18 protein-coding genes are annotated in these 20,451 nt (G+C 68.2%); 7 read left to right on the top strand and 11 right to left on the bottom strand.

Going from position 1 to position 20,451, the window contains the following annotated elements; genetic code table 11:
- Window positions 1–17 precede the first annotated feature (17 nt).
- From AB7E83_RS09145 to AB7E83_RS09110, 8 genes are read right to left on the bottom strand one after another with little or no spacing between them, the layout of a single operon-like run.
- Window positions 18–1,040 (bottom strand): asparaginase, encoded by a 1,023-nt coding sequence (locus AB7E83_RS09145; protein ID WP_428568107.1) that lies wholly within the window; start codon window positions 1,038–1,040, stop codon window positions 18–20.
- Window positions 1,037–2,089, bottom strand: a complete 1,053-nt coding sequence (locus AB7E83_RS09140) for an ABC transporter ATP-binding protein (protein WP_428568105.1) — start codon at window positions 2,087–2,089, stop codon at window positions 1,037–1,039. Before AB7E83_RS09140 ends, AB7E83_RS09145 begins: the two co-directional genes overlap by 4 nt.
- Window positions 2,089–2,910 carry a carbohydrate ABC transporter permease gene (locus AB7E83_RS09135; protein WP_428568102.1) on the bottom strand — a complete coding sequence of 274 codons (822 nt, stop codon included), beginning with the start codon at window positions 2,908–2,910 and terminating at the stop codon, window positions 2,089–2,091. Before AB7E83_RS09135 ends, AB7E83_RS09140 begins: the two co-directional genes overlap by 1 nt.
- A complete protein-coding gene (locus AB7E83_RS09130) occupies window positions 2,907–3,869 on the bottom strand; it encodes a carbohydrate ABC transporter permease (protein ID WP_428568100.1) in 963 nt (320 codons plus the stop codon). The genes AB7E83_RS09135 and AB7E83_RS09130 overlap by 4 nt, the downstream gene beginning before the upstream one ends.
- A 10-nt stretch (window positions 3,870–3,879) precedes the next feature.
- Window positions 3,880–4,758, bottom strand: a complete 879-nt coding sequence (locus AB7E83_RS09125) for a FadR/GntR family transcriptional regulator (protein WP_428568097.1) — start codon at window positions 4,756–4,758, stop codon at window positions 3,880–3,882.
- Complete coding sequence (locus AB7E83_RS09120) at window positions 4,748–5,467, bottom strand: alpha/beta fold hydrolase (protein WP_428568095.1); 720 nt, start codon at window positions 5,465–5,467, stop codon at window positions 4,748–4,750. The genes AB7E83_RS09125 and AB7E83_RS09120 overlap by 11 nt, the downstream gene beginning before the upstream one ends.
- A gap of 12 nt (window positions 5,468–5,479) precedes the next feature.
- A complete protein-coding gene (locus AB7E83_RS09115; protein WP_428568092.1) occupies window positions 5,480–6,499 on the bottom strand; it encodes a cupin domain-containing protein in 1,020 nt (339 codons plus the stop codon).
- A 23-nt stretch (window positions 6,500–6,522) separates the two neighbouring features.
- Complete coding sequence (locus tag AB7E83_RS09110; RefSeq protein ID WP_428568090.1) at window positions 6,523–7,866, bottom strand: ABC transporter substrate-binding protein; 1,344 nt, start codon at window positions 7,864–7,866, stop codon at window positions 6,523–6,525.
- A 208-nt stretch (window positions 7,867–8,074) separates the two neighbouring features.
- Between AB7E83_RS09110 and AB7E83_RS09105 the strand changes: the two genes are divergently transcribed.
- Genes AB7E83_RS09105 through AB7E83_RS09095 form a run of 3 tightly spaced genes read left to right on the top strand, consistent with a single transcriptional unit; the run spans window position 8,075 to window position 11,193 of the window.
- On the top strand, window positions 8,075–9,124 hold the full coding sequence (locus tag AB7E83_RS09105; protein WP_428568087.1) for a Rieske 2Fe-2S domain-containing protein: 1,050 nt from the start codon (window positions 8,075–8,077) through the stop codon (window positions 9,122–9,124).
- A complete protein-coding gene (locus tag AB7E83_RS09100) occupies window positions 9,121–10,071 on the top strand; it encodes a PDR/VanB family oxidoreductase (RefSeq protein ID WP_428568084.1) in 951 nt (316 codons plus the stop codon). Before AB7E83_RS09105 ends, AB7E83_RS09100 begins: the two co-directional genes overlap by 4 nt.
- A gap of 12 nt (window positions 10,072–10,083) precedes the next feature.
- Window positions 10,084–11,193: a 5-methyltetrahydropteroyltriglutamate--homocysteine S-methyltransferase gene (locus AB7E83_RS09095; RefSeq protein WP_428568082.1), complete on the top strand. Its 1,110-nt coding sequence runs from the start codon at window positions 10,084–10,086 to the stop codon at window positions 11,191–11,193.
- A gap of 76 nt (window positions 11,194–11,269) precedes the next feature.
- Here the strand turns inward: AB7E83_RS09095 and AB7E83_RS09090 are convergent, their stop codons facing one another.
- Window positions 11,270–12,253 carry an alpha/beta hydrolase family protein gene (locus AB7E83_RS09090; protein ID WP_428568079.1) on the bottom strand — a complete coding sequence of 328 codons (984 nt, stop codon included), beginning with the start codon at window positions 12,251–12,253 and terminating at the stop codon, window positions 11,270–11,272.
- Between the two features lie 178 nt (window positions 12,254–12,431).
- Here AB7E83_RS09090 and AB7E83_RS09085 point away from each other — a divergent pair, with 178 nt between their 5' ends.
- Complete coding sequence (locus tag AB7E83_RS09085) at window positions 12,432–14,066, top strand: cytochrome c peroxidase (protein ID WP_428568076.1); 1,635 nt, start codon at window positions 12,432–12,434, stop codon at window positions 14,064–14,066.
- Here AB7E83_RS09085 and AB7E83_RS09080 read toward each other — a convergent pair.
- A complete protein-coding gene (locus AB7E83_RS09080; RefSeq protein WP_428568074.1) occupies window positions 14,054–14,881 on the bottom strand; it encodes a helix-turn-helix transcriptional regulator in 828 nt (275 codons plus the stop codon). The two genes, AB7E83_RS09085 and AB7E83_RS09080, sit on opposite strands and share 13 nt — an antisense overlap.
- Before the next feature lie 193 nt (window positions 14,882–15,074).
- Between AB7E83_RS09080 and AB7E83_RS09075 the strand changes: the two genes are divergently transcribed.
- The gene (locus AB7E83_RS09075; protein ID WP_428568071.1) at window positions 15,075–17,504 is read left to right on the top strand and encodes a catalase; all 2,430 of its coding nucleotides are present in this window, start codon (window positions 15,075–15,077) and stop codon (window positions 17,502–17,504) included.
- 132 nt (window positions 17,505–17,636) lie between these two features.
- Window positions 17,637–17,984: a hypothetical protein gene (locus AB7E83_RS09070; RefSeq protein ID WP_428568068.1), complete on the top strand. Its 348-nt coding sequence runs from the start codon at window positions 17,637–17,639 to the stop codon at window positions 17,982–17,984.
- A 25-nt stretch (window positions 17,985–18,009) separates the two neighbouring features.
- Here AB7E83_RS09070 and AB7E83_RS09065 read toward each other — a convergent pair whose 3' ends face one another.
- On the bottom strand, window positions 18,010–18,672 hold the full coding sequence (locus AB7E83_RS09065; RefSeq protein ID WP_428568066.1) for a hypothetical protein: 663 nt from the start codon (window positions 18,670–18,672) through the stop codon (window positions 18,010–18,012).
- A gap of 48 nt (window positions 18,673–18,720) precedes the next feature.
- Here AB7E83_RS09065 and ybaL point away from each other — a divergent pair, with 48 nt between their 5' ends.
- On the top strand, window positions 18,721–20,418 hold the full coding sequence (gene ybaL / locus AB7E83_RS09060; RefSeq protein WP_428568064.1) for a YbaL family putative K(+) efflux transporter: 1,698 nt from the start codon (window positions 18,721–18,723) through the stop codon (window positions 20,416–20,418).
- Window positions 20,419–20,451: the final 33 nt, after the last annotated feature.

Genomic DNA, 20,451 nt, shown 5'->3' with positions numbered 1-20,451 from the left:
CGAGCGCAGCCGCTCGCTCAGTACGCGGCGAACGCCTCGCGAATGTCGGCAGCGCCACCGTGCCGCTGCAGCAACGCAAGCAGCACGCGCGCCTTCACCGCATCGAGCATGCCGGCACAGATCGCGCCGCGCTTCTGCAAGTCGATCTCCGAGCCTTCGAAGCCGTAGGTCGCACGCAGGACCTCGCCCGCGCCGGCCCGGCTCGCGAGCACGACGTCGACGTCTTTCGCCGCATCCTGGATCGCGGCGGCCGCGGCCGGCGCGGCATGGCCGCCGCCGACCGCGGCGACGACGACGCCGGTGTAGCCGCCCGCCACGGCGAGCCGGATCAGCCCGCCATCGTCATCCAGCGCGAGCATCACGCTGGCGATGTGTGTCGCAACTCGCGGCGCGGAGGCGCGAGCGATCGCGGCAAGCCGTCCCGCACGCATCGACAGGCGCACCCGCCCCTCGACCACATGCCCCACCGGCCCGGCATCCGGCGACGCGAACGCATCGCAGCGTGAGGTGTGCATCTTGCGGACGAAGCGCGCGGCATGGATCTCGTCGTTCATCACGACGAGGCAGCCGTTGTCCTGCATCGTCGCGACCGACGCGACGCGCGCGGCGGCGAGCAGGTTGGCCGGTCCGTCGGCGCCGGCCGTCGACGGGTTGCGCATCGCGCCCGTCACGACGACCGCGACGTCGGCATCCACCAGCCGGTCGAGCGCGAACGCGGTCTCTTCGATGGTGTCCGTGCCCTGCGTGACGATCACGCCGCGCACGCCCTCCGCTGCCTTCGCCTCGATGGCGGTAGCGAGCGCTTCCAGGTCCTCGAAGCGCAGGTGCGCGCCGGGCAGTTGACGAAAGCTCGTGACCTCCAGCCGCGCGACGGACGCGAGTTCCGGCACCGACTCGATCAGGCCCGCCGCGTCGAGGCTCGGCACCACGCCGCCGCCCTCGGCGCGACGGCCCATCGCGATGGTGCCGCCCAGGGCGAAAAGATGGATTCGCGGCAACGCCGCCGCGTAGCCGCCGCCTGCCGCATTGCCGAGGCTCAATCGAGCCTCCGCTTCGTCTTCGCATCGAACAGATGCAGGCGCGACGCATCGAAGTGCAGGCCGACCGGCTCGCCGTCGGCGATGCGGAAGCTTCGGTCGGCCTTCGCGATCACGCGCGAGGCGCCCACCTGCACGGTGACCAGCACGGAGTCGCCGGTCAGCTCGCAGGTGAACACCCGGCCCTGCACGTTGCTCGATGCCGCATCCGCGAGCCGCACGTCCTCGGGACGCACGCCGAGCACGAGGTCGTCCGTCGCGGACTGGATCGCCGCCGGCACGCGAACGCCCTCGGCCACCAGCTTGCCGTCCGTGCAGCGCACGGGAATCAGGTTCATCGGCGGCGAGCCGATGAAGCCGGCGACGAACAGGTTCGCGGGCCGGTCGTAGATCTCGGCCGGCGTCGCGATCTGCTGGATCACGCCGCCGTCCATCACCGCGACCCGGTGCGCGAGCGTCATCGCCTCGATCTGGTCGTGGGTGACGTAGATCGTGGTGATACCCAGCTCGTGCTGCAGGTGCTTCAGCTCGGCGCGCATCGTGACGCGCAGCTTCGCGTCGAGGTTCGACAGGGGCTCGTCCATCAGGAAGGCTGCAGGCGTGCGCACCAGGGCGCGAGCGAGCGCCACGCGCTGCCGCTGGCCGCCCGACAGCTCGCGCGGCCGGCGGTGCAGGAGCGAGCCGAGCTCCACCTTGGCCGCGGCCGCACCGACGCGCTTCTCGCGCTCGCTGCCTGCGATGCCGCGCACCTTGAGCGGATAGGCGATGTTCTCGCCCACCGTCATGTGCGGGTACAGCCCGTAATTCTGGAACACCATCGCCACGTCGCGGTCCTTGGGCAACTCGTACGTGACGTTGCGCCCGCCGATGTAGATGTCGCCGGAAGTGGGCTCCTCGAGGCCCGCCACCATGCGCATCGTCGTCGTCTTTCCGCAGCCCGAGGGGCCGAGCAGCACGAGGAATTCGTGATCGGCGACGTGCAGCGACTGCCTCTGCACGGCGGAGAAGCCGCCCCAGCGCTTCTCGATCTGTTCAAGTCGGATTTCAGCCATCAGCGTACCGCTCCCATGGTCATGCCACGAACGAAGTGGCGCTGCACGGACAGCGCCAGGACAATCATCGGGACCATGATCAGAAGACTGGTCGCCGACAACAAATGCCATTGCACGCCGCTCTCGTCGTTGAAGAGGGCGAGCCCCACCGGAAGGGTCACCGCTTCGCGCCGCGTGATGATGAGCGCGAACATGAACTCGTTCCAGGACAGGATGAAGGAGAAGATGGAGGCCGTGATGATCCCGGGCGCGGCCATCGGCAGCACGACGTTGCGGATCACCTGCATCCGCGTGGAGCCATCGACCAGCGCCGCTTCCTCGGTCTCCATCGGAATGCCGTCGATGAAGCCCTTGATCATCCACACCGCATAGGGCATGACGATCGCGGTGTGGATCAGGATCAGCGCGCCCAGCGTGTCGAGCATGCCAACCGCCCGGAACATCAGGAAGAACGGAATGACGATGGTCACGGCCGGCACGAACTGCGTCGCGAGGATCGACACGAGCATCAGCCGCGCCCCGACCAGCTTGAAGCGCGAGAGCGAATACGCGGCGAAGGTCGCGAGCGGGATGGACACCAGCACCACCGTCAGCGCGACCGCCGCGCTGTTGAACAGCTTGCGATGCACCTCGTACGGCGACTCGAGGATGCGGGCGAAGTTCGCGAGCGTCGGCTCGAAGAAGAACTTGAGCTGGAACACGTCGACGTTCGTCTTGAACGCGGCAAGCGCGATCCAGCCGATGGGCACCAGGATGATGGCGGCGGCGAGCACCACCAGGGCATCGGCCAGCGCGGAGGTCAGGTTGCGGGCGGCTTTCATTTCGTCCTCAGCACGAAGCGGGCATAGAGCACGGTGAGCAGCAGCATCGGCACCACCATCACCCACGAGGCGGCGGAGGCGTAGCCCATGTCGTAGTAGCTGAAGCCGGTGACGTACGAGAAGTAGGTCAGCGTCTCCGTCGAGCGGCCGGGGCCGCCCTGCGTCAGCATGAAGATCAGGTCGAAGGCCTTCACCGCGAAGATCGTCTTCAGGATGAGCACGACGACGATCACCGGCATGAGCTGCGGGATCACGATGTCGAAGACCACGCGCCATTGCGGCGCCCCGTCGACCTGGCCGGCCTCCACCGTTTCGGTGGGCAGCGAGGCGAGTCCGCCGATCAGGATGAGCGTCATGAATGGCGTCCACGCCCAGACGTCCGCCATCACCATCGCGGCGAACGCGAGTGCCGGAGTCGCGAGCCAGTTCACACCGGCCAGCGGCGGGAAGATCGACTCGAACACCGCGGCGAGCATGCCGAACTCGGGGTTGAGCATGAAGCGCCACGAGATGCCGACGAGCGCGGGACTCATGGCGAACGGCAGGATCAGCAGCGCCTGCACCGTGCGCCGCAGCGGCCCGCCGCGCTGCAGCAGCAGGGCGAGACACAGCGCGAAGACCGTGGTCAGCATGACCGTGAGGCCGACGAAGAGGAAGGTGTTGAAGAGCGCGCGCAGGAAGTCGGGCGACTCGAAGGCGCGGACGAAGTTGTCGAAGCCGACGAAGTCGCCGGGGCGCGGGCTGCGCGTGAGGCGCCACTCGCGAAACGCGAGGACGGCGGAGTAGGCGAGCGGGCCGAGCGCCGTGCCCGCGACCGCGATCACGGCGGGAAGCACGAGGAAGTAGCGCAGCCAGCGGTCGTGCACCTGGCCGGGCTTGCGTCGCGGCGCGGGCTTCGCGCCTTCATCACGGGACGACCAGGTCATCGCGTCCTCCTGGGTGTTGACGTGGGCTGTCATGACCGGGCCTTCAGAGAAGTTCCTGCATGGGCCGCGACGGATCGCCCAGGCGCCGCAGCGACACCTCGAGGCGCTCGTCCGCGCGGCGGAATTCGGCGATGGCCTCGCGCACGTGGAAGATGTGCTTCTGCGCGATCTGCTTCGCCTCCTCGGCCTTGCCGCCGATGATGGCGTCGAACAGCACCTTGTGCTCGTCGATCGTCGTGCCGCGGTAATGCTCGCGGTTGTACAGGCGGATGCGCGTCTGCATCACGTAGCTGCGCAGGATCGTCGAGAGCGAACGCATCACGTGCAGGATGGTGAGGTTGTGCGAGGCCTCGTAGATCGCGAGGTGGAACTTCGCATCCGCTTCCGCTTCGCGTTCGGGATTCACCTTCTCGTGCAGGTCCATCATTTCCTCGTAGGCCTGCGTGAGCACGCGGCGGTCGACTTCCGTCGCGCGCGTCGCGGCGAGGTAAGAGGCGGAGCCTTCGACGATCTGGCGGAACTCCATGTAGTCTTCGACGCCCTTGGGGTCGGACATGAGCAGGCGCGACAGCGGCTCGGTCACGGTGCTCGCCGCCGGGTCGGCCACGTGCATGCCGGTGCGCTGGATCTGCAGCAGGCCTTCGGCTTCGAGTTCGTTGATGGCCTCGCGCACCGTGGGACGCGATGTGTTGAAGCGCTCGGCGAGCTCGCGCTCGGTCGGCAGGCGCGTGCCCGGGCGCAGCGTGCCTTCGAGGATCAGGCCGCGGATCTGCTGCGCGACGAGCTCGGACAGGCGCGCCTGCCGGATCGGCTGCAGCGGAATGCCTTCGGCGCGCCAGGTCTCGTCGCCGCGCTCCGCGTTGGCAGCCGCATCCGCGGCGTCGCCTTCGACGACGGAGAGTTTCTTGCGTTCAGTGGTCATGTCGAATGTCCTTGAAGAAGGATCGCAGCAGGCTGCAGAGCGCTTCGGGTTGTTCCATCGGGATCATGTGCCCGCAGCCCTGCAGTGTGGCGGACTGCGCGTGCGGGATGTGCCTCGCCAGGAGCGCCAGATCGGATGCCGGCACCAGGCGGTCGTCTTCGCCGCGCACGATCATGGCGGGAACCTCGATGCTCGCGAGCGAGGGCACGCTGTCCGGCCTTGCGATCTGCGCGCGTGTCTGACGGCAGAAGACGTCGGCGCCGAGCGACAACGCCATGTCGGCCACCTCGTCCGTCCAGGCTTCCAGCTTCGCCGCCGGCGCCGCATGCCAGAAATAGTTCGGCGCCCACACCTCGCGTGCGAGCACGGCCAATTCGCCTTGCAGGGCGCACGCCATCTGGTCTTCCCGCGCCGTGCGCCGCAGCGGATCGTCCGCATGCGGGCTGAAGCCGAGCAGCGAAATGCTCGCGATGCGCGAAGGCGCTCGTCGCCACATCGCCATCGCCACGATCGCGCCGAGCGAGAAGCCGACGAAATGGAAGCGATGCGGCGCTCGCGCGAGGGCCGCATCGGCCAGATCCGGGATCGAATCCGCCGACGCGAGGTCCGCGACCGAGCAGGCGAACGCATCGCCGAGCCCGCCGACCGTGCCGTTCCACAGGCGCGCATCGAGCATCATGCCCGGCAGGAGGAGGACGTCGCGCGTCACAAGCCTTCGCCTTCAGAACACCGGCGCCGCGGGATGGTTGCCGCCGCGCACGACCTGGACGTCGTTGGGCGCGCCGCTGCGGTTGGCCCAGCTGCGGTACTCGCCGACGGGCAGCGAGAAATAGTCGCCCTTGTTCAGCGTGAAGGTCTCGCCGCCCGCTTCGATGTCGACGCTGCCGCCGTGGACGAAGAGCACTTCAACCTCCTTGCGGGTATGCCGGCGGATGCCCGCGCCCGGCTGCATGCGCACGCGACGCATCTGGAAATTGTGCGGATGCGGGATCGGCGCGGCGGGCATGTTCTCCGCCGGGTTCGCGACGCCGATCACGGGACACTCCTCCACGCCCGGGCCGGCGAGCGGCGAGCCGGGCGCAGCGGCGAGGTCGGCGATGCGCACAACCCAGCTGCCCATGTCGGCGGCGGTGACGCGACGGTACGCCTTCACGTCGTCCTCGGTCGTCGGCGTGACGAGCTTCGCGCCTTCGGGCACCGATTCGCCCGCAACCGTGTCGACGAGCGTCCCATCCTCGAGCAGCAGCAGGCCGTGGCCTCGCGCGGCCTCGAAGACGTACGGCGCCCAGGTCACGCGGCCGGGATTGTTCTCTCCGAGCACGGAGACCAGATGGCCGAGCTCGACGCCGATGCTGCGGAAGCCGCGAAAGATGCGCGTGGGGAAGGACACCACGTCGCCCACGTTCACGTCGAACTCGCCGTCCTGGCCGTCGGGGCCCAGGATCATCGTGAACGCGCCGCGGTGGCAGAGGAACACCTCCGCGGTCTCGTGGCTGTGCTGCGAGTTCACGCAGCCGGGCGGCATGCGCGCGCCGCCCATGTTGAAGCCGTGCGGCTCGCGGATGTGGATGTGCCTGTCGGTCTGGTTCTCGATGACGCCGGGGCCGATGACGGAGAAGGTCTCCTCCTCGGCGCTGCCCGGCGTGCGCTTGTCGATGAACGAGTTGCGCTGCGGCACGAGCTCGGCGTAGCGCACGATCCGCTGGTGAAGCGGCAGGCGCGGGGGGCTGCTGTGATCCATGTTCGCTTTCGCTTTGCGGCCGCTCAGAAATAGCCGGCGCGCTTGAGCACCTTGGACGCCGACTCCGCCGCGGACGTCATCAGCTTGCGCACGTCGCCGCCGGCCGCGCCGCGCTCGATGGCGGCCGCAAGCATGTCGCCCACCTCGGGCCATTCGCGCAGCTTGGGCTGCACCGCCGCGGACTCCAGCCCGCTCACGCCCGCGAGCGGCACGCCCGCATTGGCCTTGTTCACCTCCGAATCCTTCAGGCTCGTCCAGTGGTTGACCACGTTGTTCTGGATCGTCTTGCCGGCCACCTGGCGTTCGATCGCGTTGCGCCGGTCGAGGTCGGGATTGCTCAGCCACTTGAGGTATTCCCACGCCGCGTCCTGCTTCTTCGAATGCTTCGAGATCGAGAACGGCATCGAGGTCGCGAGCGCCACGGCCTTGCCCTTGTAAGTGGGCACGCTCGTGAAGCCGACCTGCTCGGGCTTGAGCACGCTGTCCTTGGGGCTCACGCTCGGCGAGTACTGCCACCACCACATCGGCAGCATGGCCGACTTGCCCTGCTGGAACGACAGGCGCGCTTCCTCCTGGCCGAATGTGGTGGACGCGGGGTTCGCTATCTTCTCCTTCGTGTGCAGGCCGATGTAGAACTCGGTCGCCTGCAGCGCCGCCTCGGACGTCCATGCGGGCCGGTTCTTCGCATCGAACAGCTGGCCCCCGTTGGACCACACCATCTGCAGCCAGTGCTGCAGGTTCACGCGCGTGCCGTCGTTGCGGTAGTTGAGCGCGAGCGGCTCGATGTCCTTCCTCTTCGCGCGAATCGCCTTGCCCGCCGCGATCACGTCGTCCCAGGTCTTCGGCGGCGCGAGGCCGAGCTCCTTGAAGACGTCGGCGCGGTAGAAGAACATCTGCACGTGGCTGCGCAGCGGCAAGCCGAGCACGTTGCCGCCGAACGAGCCGGCTTCGACGAATGCCTTGGGATAACGGCCGAGGTCCATGCCGTCGCGCTTGATCAGCGGATCGAGGCGCAACAGCCAGTACTCGTTGGGCGCGAGCCAGGTGTCGGAGTAGTTGACGATGTCGTACATGCCGTCCGCGGCCACGCCGACCGCCGCGATCTTGTCCTGCAATGCCGTGAAGGGGACGAAATCCCATTGCGCCTCGATCCCCGTCATGGTCGTGAACTCCTGGCTGCGAAGCATGAGCCCGTCGAACTGCGGCGCGACGGCCGCGAGGATGCGCAGCTTCTGCCCGTTGTAGGGCTTGCCGGACCTGAGGCCGTGGGGCAGCGCCTGCTGCGCCCAGGCGGGCAGAGCGAGAGCCGCGGACGCGGCAAGAAGGGCTTCGCGGCGGCGCAGGCCGGTCGTGGCGGTTTGACTCATCGAGGGCTCCTGTCGTGGGTTGATTTCCATGGATCATTGAATTGCCCATGGAATACGTCGAATTCTGGCGAGCGTCATGAGATATGTCAAAGGGCAAATGAGTTTTCTCTGGTAAACACCGACAGACGGCAGTTATGTCTACTTATTACCTCAAATATCCCGCAAAGGAACGGCGGTATCCTTGGCGCCTGTATCGCAGGACTCCGCCATGTTCCCCAAGAACGCCTGGTACGTCGCCGCCACGCCCGACGAAATCGACGAAAAGCCGCTCGCGCGCACCATCTGCAACGAGAAGATCGTCTTCTACCGCCCCGCACCCGGACAGGTCGCGGCGCTCGAGGATTTCTGCCCGCATCGCGGCGCGGCGCTGTCGCTCGGCACCGTGGTCGAAGGCCAGCTCGTGTGCGGCTACCACGGTCTCGCGATGGGCTGCGATGGCAAGACGGTGTCCATGCCGGGCCAGCGCGTCGCGGGATTCCCGAAGATCCGCAGTTTCCCCGTTGTCGAGAAGTACGGTTTCATCTGGGTGTGGACCGGCGACGCGTCGCGCGCCGACCCCGCGAACATCCATGTGCTCGAATGGGCCGACAACCCGAAGTGGGCCTACGGCGGCGGGCTCTATCACATCCAGTGCGACTACCGCCTCATGGTCGACAACCTGATGGATCTCACGCACGAAACCTACGTGCACACCACGAGCATCGGCCAGAAGGAAATCGACGAGACGCCGGTGACGACGAAGGTCGACGGCGACCACGTCGTCACCAGCCGCTTCATGGACCAAGTGATGGCCCCGCCCTTCTGGCGCGCCAACCTGCGCGGCGCGGGCCTGCCCGACGACCAGCCGGTGGACCGCTGGCAGGTGTGCCACTTCCATCCGCCGAGCCACGTGCTGATCGAAGTCGGCGTCGCGCTCGCCGGCCGCGGCGGCTACCATGCGGACCCGAAGGACAAGGTGTACAGCGTGGTGACGGACTTCCTCACGCCCGAGACCGAAACGAGCATGTGGTATTTCTGGGGCATGGCGCGCAACTTCATGCCGGGCGACAAGTCGCTCACCGCGCAGATCCGCGACGGCCAGGCGAAGGTGTTCGCCGAAGACACGGCCGTGCTGGAGGCGCAGCAGCGCAACCTGTCGGCCTGGCCGTCGCGCCGCCTCCTCATGCTCAACATCGACGCGGGCGGCGTGCAGTCGCGCCGCGTCATCGACCGGCTCGTCGCCGCAGAACAACCCCGACAGGAAACACTCGCCGCATGATCACCGTGAAGGTCGCGAAGAAAAAGAATGAAGCCGCGGACATCGCGAGCTTCGAGCTCGAACGCCTCGACGGCGCCGCCCTGCCCGCGTTCAGCGCCGGCTCGCACATCGACGTGTCGGTGCCCGGCGGGCTCACGCGCCAGTACTCGCTGTGCAACGATTCGATCGAGCAGCACCGCTACCGCATCGCCGTGCTGCGCGACCCCGGCACGCGCGGCGGCTCGGCCGCGATGCACGACGCGCTGAAGGAAGGCGACACGCTCACCATCAGCGAGCCGCGCAATCACTTCCCGCTGGTGCATGCGAAGCGCACGCTGCTCTTCGCGGGCGGCATCGGCGTCACGCCGCTGCTGTGCATGGCGCAGCGTCTGCAGGCCATCGGCGCGGACTTCGAGCTGCACTACTCCACGCGCTCGCGCGAACGCACCGCCTTCCTCGACGAGATCGCGGCTTCGCCCTTCGCGTCGCGCGTGCATTTCCACTTCGACGACGGCGACAAGTCGCAAATGCTCGACCTGCCCCGCGCGCTCGGCGCGCACGACCCGGACACGCACGTCTACATCTGCGGCCCCGGCGGCTACATCGACTACGTCGTGCAGACCACCAAGGGCATGGGCTGGCCCGAGTCGCAGATCCATCTGGAATATTTCAACGCGACGCCGCAGGACACGACCGGCGACCGCGCCTTCGAGGTGAAGATCGCGAGCACGGGACAGACCTACCTCATCGAGGCGGACCAGACGATCACGCAAGTGCTGTCGGCGAACGGCATCGAGATCATGACCTCGTGCGAGCAGGGCGTGTGCGGCACCTGCATCACCCGCGTGCTCGAAGGCGAGTGCGATCACCGCGACCTGTATTTCACCGACGAGGAGAAAGCGAAGCACGACCAGTTCACGCCGTGCTGCTCGCGCGCGAAAACGCCCGTGCTCGTCCTGGATCTTTGAGGAACCCGAATCATGATGCAACTCCCCGCCCGTTACGACCACGTCGGCAGCTTCCTGCGGCCGCAATACCTCCTTGAAGCCCGCGCGAAGAAGGCCGCCGGCGAGCTCACGCCCGAGCAGCTGCGCGAAGTGGAAGACAAGGCCATCGCGGAGATCGTGAAGTTCCAGCAGGACGCCGGCCTGAAAAGCATCACCGACGGCGAGTTCCGCCGGACGTACTTCCACATCGACTTCCTGGAGCAACTGGGCGGCGTGAAGACGGACATTCCGGTCACGATCAGGAAGCCCGACGGAACCGAGGAACTCGCGCCGCCCGTGATCCGCGTCATCGACAAGGTGCGCCATGCCAAGGACATCCAGAAGGCCGACTTCGAGTACCTGAAGTCGCAGGTGGCCGCCGGCTTCACGCCCAAGGTGACGATCCCCTCGCCCACCATGCTGCACTTCCGCGGCGGCCGCGCGGGCATCAGCAAGCAGGCGTACCCCGAGCTCGACCCGGTGTTCTACGACGACGTCGCGAAGGCGTATGGCGACGAGCTGCAATCGCTCTACGACGCGGGCTGCCGCTACGTGCAGATGGACGACACCAACCTCGCCTACCTGTGCGACGAGAAGATGCGCGAAGCGGCGCGCCAGCGCGGCGACGACCCCAACGAGCTGCCGCACCGCTACGCGAACTTCATCAACAAGGTCGTCGCGCGCAAGCCGCAGGGCATGCTGCTCGCCATGCACCTGTGCCGCGGCAACTTCAAGAGCACGTTCGCCGCGCAGGGCAATTACGAGCCCGTCGCCGAAGCGCTGCTCAAGGAGATGGACCTCGACGCGTACTTCCTGGAGTACGACGACGACCGCTCCGGCGACTTCCGGCCGCTGCGCTATCTGCCCAAGGGCAAGACGGCGGTGCTGGGCCTGGTCACGACGAAGTTCGGCCAGCTGGAGAGCAAGGACGACCTGAAGCGCCGCATCGACGAAGCCGCGAAGCACGCGCCGCTGGAGCAGCTGGCGCTGTCGCCGCAGTGCGGGTTCTCATCCACGGTGCATGGGAACAACATCGCGGTGGAGGATCAGCGCAAGAAGCTGCGGCTGGTGATCGAGACGGCGCAGGAGGTCTGGGGCGGGTGAGGAACGGGATGGTCGGCCCCCAAGGGTCGCCTGGGGAAGTCGGCGCCAGTCGTCCCACATGTCTCGCTTTCCTGCCTCACATTGCCGCGAGCGCCTTCAGAAAGAACCGCACGATCCCCGCATTGATCCGCGGCACCTGAACGGCGCGATCGAAGCCCGGCGGATCGGCGATCAGCTTCAATCGCTCGCCTCCCGGCGGCAGCGGCGCGAGCAGCGCGCCGTGGCCGCCCGATTCCGCCTCCGCAATCCGCTCGCAGGACCGGCATGCCGCCATGATCGCGTCGCTGTGGAATCTCGGGACCAGCCAGCGATCTTGCGATGCCGGAATGATGGCGAGCGCGACTCGGGGCTCGCGCAGGGACGCCGGATCGAAATCCGCCGCGAAGGGCACGCCCGCCGCGATGGCGACAATGCGCGCATCGACATGTCCGTACGACGCCGGATCGTCGAACTTGCGATCGTTGATTGCGCGAACGACGGCCTTCTTGGCGGCGTCCAACACGCCGCCGGTCAACGCGACCGACGGGCCCGCGCACGCATGGAAATCCGCTTCGAGGTTCGCGCGGCAGTGGTCGCGTAGTCGCGACGGCGACCAGCGGCCGCCGGCAAGCGTCAATGCCGTGTGTCCGCCCGCGGACATCCCGAACATGCCGACGCGAGCGAAATCGATCCTCGATGTGAAGGCGGCCTCGCGAGACAACCGGTCGATGGCCCGCGAGACTTCGACGGGACGGCGCCGCCATGCGGGCGGGCCTGGTTCGCTCGGGTCGCTGGCGTTGTCCGCATGGTGTTCGGGGAATGCGACCGTGAATCCCGCATCGACAAGCGAATGCGCCAGCTCGAAGTGAACCCAGGGCGACCCCGGTGAACCATGCGAGATGACGACGAGGCGCGAGCGCGCGGCGGTGGGCGGCGCGTTCAAAGCGACGTCGAGCGAAAACTCGCTCCGACGCACGGCCGCAGGTAACGACCCCGTCGGATAGAACACGGTGACGACCCCCGACACATCGTTGGCCGGCAGTTCCATCATCCCCATGCCGGCCCGCGCCGATGCGGCCATCGCGAAAAGCAGCATCGCAAGCAGTCGCCGCATGGAACGTGTCTCCTTCATCGTTGCCCCAGCTTAGGACCTCGGTCCCCACGCCGCTTGAACGAAAAGGCTGCAACGCCAGCCGCTTCGTTCAAGCCGATTTGCCGCTCGACGCGAAGAATTCGCGGCACACCACAGGAGCGACAGCGTGAAAGTTCATTCCATCCGAGTCCGTGCCGGCGCCGCCATCCTGGCGCTTTTCGTCAGCGGCTGCATGACACCGCCCGCCAACCTCGATCTCGCGCTCGACAAGCCCACCGTCGCCGGCCTGTATCGCGTGGCATTGCAGCCCCCAGCGCAGATGCCGGGCGTGAACCAGATGCATAGCTGGAAAGTGACGCTGGCCACCGCGAAGGGCGCGCCCGTGCGGGGCGCGACCTTCGCCGTCGACGGCGGCATGCCGCAGCACGGCCACGGCCTGCCGACCCAGCCGCGCGTGACGCGCGAACTCGAAGCAGGCGTGCACCAACTCGAAGGCATGAAGTTCAGCATGACCGGATGGTGGGAAGTGAAGCTGGCCATCGATGGGCCCGCGGGTGCGGACAAGGTCACGTTCAACACGGTCGTCGGGCCGCCACCGCGTGCCGAGTCGCAGCGGCGCGACGCCTGGTCGGCGCGCGAGATCGAGACACTCGCGTCGATGCGGTTGAGCGAAGCCGGCGCGCTGCCCGCCGACCCTTCCAATGCGCACGAACGCAAGCCCGAAGCGGTGGCCCTCGGCCGCGCCCTCTTCCACGACAAGCGCCTGAGTCGCAACGGCGAAGTGGCCTGCGCGACATGCCACGCCGCCGACAAGCAGTTCCAGGACGACCGCGCGCTCGGTCAAGGTGTCGCCACCGGCCAGCGACGCACGATGCCGATCATGGGCGCGGCGCATTCGCCCTTCCTGTTCTGGGACGGACGCAAGGACAGCCTGTGGTCGCAGGCGCTCGGGCCGCTGGAAGACGCCGCGGAGCACGGCGGCAACCGCCTGCGCTTCGTCAAGCTGCTCGAATCGCACTACCGCGATGAGTACCAGGCCGTCTTCGGTCCCATGCCCCGCTTCCGCGACCTCCCGGACGATGCATCGCCCGTGGGGACGCACGAGGAACGCGCCGCGTGGACGGCACTTGCGCCCGCGAGGCGCGACCAGGTGAACCGCGCCTTTGCCAACATGGGCAAGGCGATCGCCGCGTTCGAGCGCGGCATCGCCTACGGCGAGTCCCGATTCGACCGGTATGCGCAGGCCATCGTTGCCGGCGATGCGCGCGGGCAGGAAGCGCTGACGCCGCAGGAGGTACGCGGCCTGCGCGTGTTCCTCACGACCGGTCAGTGCGCAACCTGCCACAACGGACCGCTCTTCACCGACCATGCATTTCACAACACGGGCGTGCCGCCGCTCGACAGCGCGCGGCCCGACCGCGGCCGTGCGGACGGGGTGAAGAAGCTGCTGCAGGACGTCTTCAACTGCCTCGGGCCCTATAGCGACGCGAAGCCGGAACACTGCGCCGAGCTGAAATTCGCGAATACGAACGATCCATCCCAGGTCGCCGCGTTTCGCACGCCGAGCCTGCGCAACGTGGCGGCGCGCGCGCCGTACATGCACGCCGGCCAGTTCGCGACGCTCGACCAGGTGGTCCAGCACTACGCCGCGTCGCCCAGGGCCGTGCTGGGCCACAGCGAACTGGCGCAGCCCGGCGAACGCCATGCCGAACGAGAGACGATCCGCCTGTCGCCCTCGGAAATGCGGGACGTCGCCGCCTTCCTCGGCGCCCTCACGGGTCCCGTCGCTCACGCGAAGTGAGACGGCTTGCCCGCGTTCGCCGAAGAGGCCCGCGCACTGAGCGGTCCGCTCATCTGCAAGGACGAAGGCGGCAAGCCGAACATCGTGCGCGCCGTCCTCGACAGATGCGCGGAATCGGAGAAGCCCGCAGCATGCGCGGCCACCGAGAGGTTTTCGCCCTGCATCAGCAGCGAGTAGACGTGCAAGAGCCTGCGCCACAGGACATAGGTGCGCAAGGGCATGCCGGTCTGCTCGACGAAGAGATGCCGGAAGCGCTCGGGCGACAAGTGGACGAGCCGCGAGACGTCGGCCAGGCCGACGGGTTGGTCCACGTGCCGACGGATGTGATCGACGACGGCGAGCACCCGCGGATCGGATGGCTCACGATGCGCCGTCCCCGAGATCTGCTCGACAAGCTGCATGCAAGCCACGCGCACGGCTTCAGCGTCGCGTTCCACGCGCCACGCCTGCGAGAGTCGCGCGGCGGCCAACTCGATCTCGCCGGCATCGAGCAATTCCAGCTCGCCTTCCATCCGTGACGACAGCGCCCTGCCCGCCGGGGTCTCGGGCTCGATGAAGAGCACGACGCTCATCTCGCAGGCCGTCACATCGATGGTGTGCGGCGCCTTCGATGGAATGAGTGCCGCGGCGCACGCATGCCATCGACCGTCGCGGCCCGAGCGCACGCGAAGGCCGTGCGGCAAACCGGTCGCGAGCTGGATCGCGTAATGGGAATGCTCGGCGATGGTGCCGCCACCGCCTTCGCCGAGAAAGCCGCACACGCCGGCCCAGGCGACGAAGTCGCCGCGATAGCGGCCAGGAGGCGCATTGGACATGGGGATGACGAACCGGCTCGGTGACGCGAGAGTCTACCGTCGGGCTCCAATGTGCGCCTTTCAGCTCTTCGACGCAAACGCCCTTCCCGACGAAAACCAGCACTGTCGGTTTCCTCCTACGCAAACGATGAGTTCCCGCTGGGTACCGTTCGGGACGGCAATCTCGCCGAACGAACCCGAACCTGCAGGATCCATGCCGAAGAACAAGCCCCCAGCCGCGACTCCGAAGAAGGCCGCGCCCGCCGCCGCTGCGCGCAACACCGACAGCGGACCCGCCCGCGTCGATCCCTCGGCACTCGACGATCTTCCCGCCCGGCGCGCCGCCGACGTCCAGGCGCTCGCCGCCGCGATGCCCGAGAACCCGAACAAGGCCGCCGAGCACGGTTTCGACAACGGCGTGAATCCGCCCCAGGGCGCGAGCGTCAGCCCGCCTTCGCGCCTGCCGGGCGGCAGCACGCTCACGGAAGAGCACGGCACCGAGAAAACCGGCAGCGCCGCCATCGACGGTCTCAACGCCACGATCGAGCCGCTCGACCGCGTGCGCGTCGACGCGACCGGGCGCCGCCTCACGACCAACCAGGGCGTGCCCATCGCGGACAACCAGAACTCGCTGAAGTTCGGCACGCGCGGCCCGGTTCTGCTGGAAGACTTCATCCTGCGCGAGAAGCTCACGCACTTCGACCACGAGCGCATCCCCGAGCGCATCGTGCATGCGCGCGGCTCGGCGGCGCACGGCTTCTTCGAGTGCTACGAGCCCCTCACCGACATCACCCGCGCCGCGCCGTTTCGCGAAGCGGGCAAGCGCACGCCGGTGTTCGTGCGCTTCTCCACCGTGCAGGGCGAGCGCGGCTCCAAGGACACCGCGCGCGACGTGCGCGGCTTCGCGGTGAAGTTCTACACCGACGAAGGCAACTGGGACCTCGTGGGCAACAACATGCCCGTGTTCTTCATCCAGGATGCGATGAAGTTCCCCGACCTCGTGCATGCGGTCAAGCCCGAACCGCACCACGGGATGCCGCAGGCGGGCAGCGCGCACGACACCTTCTGGGACTTCGTGTCGCTCATGCCCGAATCCACGCACATGCTGATGTGGGCGATGAGCGACCGCGCGATCCCGCGCAGCTACGCCACCATGCAGGGCTTCGGCGTGCATACCTTCCGGCTGGTGAACGACGCGGGCGAGTCGGTGTTCGTCAAGTTCCACTGGCTCCCCGTCGCGGGAACGCATTCGCTCGTGTGGGACGAAGCGGTGAAGATCTCCGGCGCCGACCCCGACTTCCACCGCCGCGACCTGTGGGAGCGCATCGAGGCGGGCAACTTCCCCGAGTACGAACTCGCGCTGCAGGTCTTCACCGAGGAGCAGGCGGACGGCTTCAGCTTCGACATCCTCGACGCCACGAAGCTCATCCCGGAAGAGCTCGTGCCGCTGCGCAAGGTGGGCCGCATGGTGCTCGACCGCAACCCCGACAACTTCTTCGCGGAGACCGAGCAGGTCGCGTACTGCACCGCGCACGTCGTGCCGGGCATCGACTTCTCCAACGATCCGCTGCTGGCCGGCCGCATCCACTCCTACGTCGACACGCAGATCTCGCGCCTGGGCGGCCCCAACTTCCACGAGATTCCGATCAACTCGCCCATCGCGCCCGTCCACAACAACCAGCGCGACGGCATGCACCGCCAGGCGATCCACCGCGGCCGCGTCTCGTACGAGCCGAACTCGCTCGCCGGCGGCTGCCCGTTCCAGGCCGGCGCGGCGCAGGGCTTCGTGAGCGTGCCGGCGCGCTTGCACGCGCAGGACGAGCAGGCGAAGGTGCGCGCTAAGCCGGAGAAGTTCGCCGACCACTACACGCAGGCCACGCTCTTCTTCGAAAGCCAGTCGCCCGTGGAGAAGGACCACATCGCCAACGCGTTCCGCTTCGAGCTGTCGAAGGTGACCGTGCCCGCGATCCGCGAGCGCATGGTCGCATCGCTGCGCAACGCGTCGGAAGAACTCGCGCAGAAGGTGGCGATGGGCCTCGGCATGGATCCGGTGCCCGCGCCGCTCACGCCCGCCTTGCCGAACCCGGCCGAGCCGGAAGTGAAGAAGTCGCCGGCGCTGTCGCTGCTCGCGCGGCCGGGCGACGGCTCGATCCGCGGACGCAAGATCGCGCTGCTCGTCGCGCCCGGCGTGGAGGGCGAATCCATCGCACGCATCCAGCTCGCGCTCGCCGAGCAGGGCGCGGTGGGCCGACTGGTCGGCCCGCGCATCGGCCCGATGAAGTCCACGAGCGGCGACCCGCTCGATGCGGATGCTTCGCTCGAGAACGAGCCGGGCTTCCTGTTCGACGGTCTCGTGCTGCCCGACGGCGACGAGGCCGTGGCCGCGCTCGCGCAGGACGGCCACACGATGGAATTCATCAAGGACCAGTTCCGCCACTGCAAGACGATCCTCGCGCTCGGCGCGTCGCGGCAGCTGCTCGCCAAGGCCGGCCTGCCGGCGGGCCCGCAGAAGAGCCAGGCCACCGGCGAGACGGGCCTGCTCTCGGCGGACGCCGCCGAGATCGAGACCGCCATTCCCGCCTTCATCGCGGCGCTGGCGAAACACCGCCACTTCGACCGCGAGACGGACCCGCCGAGGGTCTGAAGGACGAAGGTCACCTGGGGGGTTGCCGGGCAAGCTCGGGAAAAGGCAGAACCAAAGGGTTAAGCGAACTGCTTAACTCGACAGTCTGAACCCCCTACGCGAAATCGAGGCGCGGGCCGGACACTCGTTGTCATGGCGAAGATGGTCGACACGTTCTTTTTCTGGGCCCGCAAGACGACGGGCTCGGTGACGGATTTCCTCGCGTCGAACCTCGAACGTGACGACGCGCCGGGAGATGCAAGCCCGTCCACCGGCCTGATCTTCAAGCTCAGGCACTGGCCCGAGCTCCAGCCTTCGCAGCGCACGGCCAAAGTCCTGCGCCTGCTGTCGGTGATGAGCCACCGGCCGATCAACCGCCACTGGATGCTTGCGAACTCGCGCCTGTCGGCCCGCCAGGTCGACGAACTGCTGGCCCTGCTCGTCGCGCAGGAGGCGGTCGAGGTCGTGGACTCGGGCAAGTTCCGCGCGTCGCAACTCTGAGGCATCCCGCCTCGGCGCCCCGGGCTCAGAGCGCCGTGACGATTCCCTGCGACACGGGATCGAACTCCGGCAGCGTGCGGCACAGGCCCGCGTCGCTGCCCTGCGTGCCGTCGCAATGCCGCACCTCGTGCAGCCGCTGCCCGCCGTCGTGGCGGCGCAGGAACATCACCCCCGCGGCCTCCGACCACGATGACTCCACGAGCCGCAGCAGCCGAGGCGAGAGCTTGCCGTCGGTGGCGGTCTCGAGGAACAGCAGGATGCGCCGGTTGACCACGGGCGATGACGGCCCCGAGCCGTCGGGCCGGCGGCCTGCGTGCAGCACGATCGTCGTGAAAGGCGCGTTGTCGTCGAAGCGGCGTTCGTGACCGGCCAGAAAGGCCATGGCGCAGGCCGAGGATGCCTGGTGCGACGCCACCGTCGCGAGGCGATGCGCGCGGATCAGCGTGGCGAACTCGAACGCCGCGCCCACCGTGCCGCCGATGCAGCGGTCGAACACCACGCGCACGACGCCGGGGTTGTCGCGCAGCAGCTGGCGCAGTTGCACGGCATCGGCGTCGCCGATCGTGCCGCTCACGCGGATCTCCTCCGGACCCACGACGAGAACCGCCGCGCGGGCGGCGCTCGTCGGCAGCACGAGCGACAGCGCGAGCACGAGCGCGGCTGCCGAGGCGCACGACGATTTCCACATTTGCCGATTCTGCCCTGCCCGCGTCGCAACGTGCCCTAGACTGCACCGATGAATCACTCGGTGCCACTCATCACGACGCTCGCCGCCGGCTTCGGGTTGGCCCTGCTCCTCGGCTTCGTCGCCGCGCGCCTGAAGCTTCCCGCGCTCGTCGGCTATCTCGTCGCCGGCATCCTGATCGGGCCGAGCACGCCCGGCTTCGTCGCCGACGTGAAGATCGCCGCCGAACTGGCCGAAATCGGCGTGATGCTCCTGATGTTCGGGGTGGGCCTGCATTTCTCGCTCGACGACCTGTTGTCGGTGCGGCGCATCGCGCTGCCCGGCGCGGTGGTGCAGATGGCCGTCGCCACGGCCATGGGCGCCGCCGCGGCGCTGGCATGGGGCTGGAGCCTGGCCGCTGCCGTCGTGTTCGGACTCGCCTTGTCGGTGGCCAGCACGGTGGTGCTGCTGAAGGCGCTGGAGCGCGGGGGCGTACTGGAGACCGGCAACGGCCGCATCGCGGTGGGCTGGCTCGTGGTCGAAGACCTCGCGATGGTGCTGGTGCTGGTGTTGCTGCCGGCGCTCGGCGGCCTGATGGGAAGCGGGACGGCGACCGGCCCGTCGCAGACCGATCCCGCCGAGGTCGCGCTCACCCTCGGCAAGACGCTGCTGCAGGTCGCGGTGTTCATCGCCCTCATGCTGCTGGTGGGGCGGCGGCTTTTCCCGTGGCTGCTGTGGCAGGTCACGCGCACCGGTTCGCAGGAACTCTTCACGCTGTGCGTGGTGGCCGCCGCCGTGGGCATCGCCTTCGCGGCCTCGAAACTCTTCGGCGTGTCGTTCGCGCTGGGCGCGTTCTTCGCCGGCATGGTGCTGCGCGAATCGCAGTTCAGCCACCGCGCGGCCGAGGAGACGCTGCCGCTGCGCGATGCCTTCGCGGTCCTGTTCTTCGTCTCCGTCGGCATGCTGTTCGACCCGGCGGTGCTGCTGGAGCAGCCGCTGCGGGTGCTGGCCGTGGTCGCGATCATCGTGGTGGGCAAGTCGATCGCCGCCGCGGCGCTGGTGCTGCTGCTTCGTTATCCGCTCAACACGGCCCTGACCGTGTCCGCGAGCCTCGCGCAGATCGGCGAGTTCTCGTTCATCCTCGCCGGGCTGGGCGTCGCGCTCGGCATCCTGCCCGCCGCGGGGCAGAGCCTGATCCTCGCGGGGGCGCTGATTTCCATCGCGCTCAATCCGGTCCTGTTCGCCGCGATCGAGCCCTTCCAGCGCTGGCTGCGGGTGCGCTCGCAGTTCGCGCGCGACCTCGAGCGGCGCGACGACCCGCTCGCCGAGCTGCCGATGTCGACCGACCGCAAGTACCTGGCGAACCAGGTGGTGATCGTCGGCTACGGCCGCGTGGGCCGCGGCATCGCGGCGGCGCTGCACGCGCGCGGCATGCCCTTCGTCGTCGCCGACGAGAACCGCGAGGTGGTCGAGCGTCTGCGCGCGGAAGGCCGCGCGGCGGTCTTCGGCAACGCGGCCGACCCCGCCACGCTGATCCAGGCACACATCGCCGATGCGCGCATGCTGGTCATCGCGATTTCCCAGTCGATCGACGTGCGCGGCATGGTCGAGACCGCGCGCGCGCTCAACCCGGACATCGAAGTCGCGGTGCGCAGCCCCAACGAGGACGAGGCCGCGATGCTGGAGCGCGACAACACCGGCAAGGTGTTCGTCGGCGAGCTGGAGCTCGCGCGCGCGATGACGGCGCACGTGCTGGCGCGGGTGGGGTGAGGCGATGGCGTCCCGGCCTGCGCCGGTGACGTG

The organism is Ramlibacter sp. (assembly GCF_050250995.1).
Classification (GTDB): Bacteria; Pseudomonadota; Gammaproteobacteria; order Burkholderiales; family Burkholderiaceae_C; genus Ramlibacter.
This window is presented reverse-complemented; position numbering and strand designations above follow the sequence as displayed.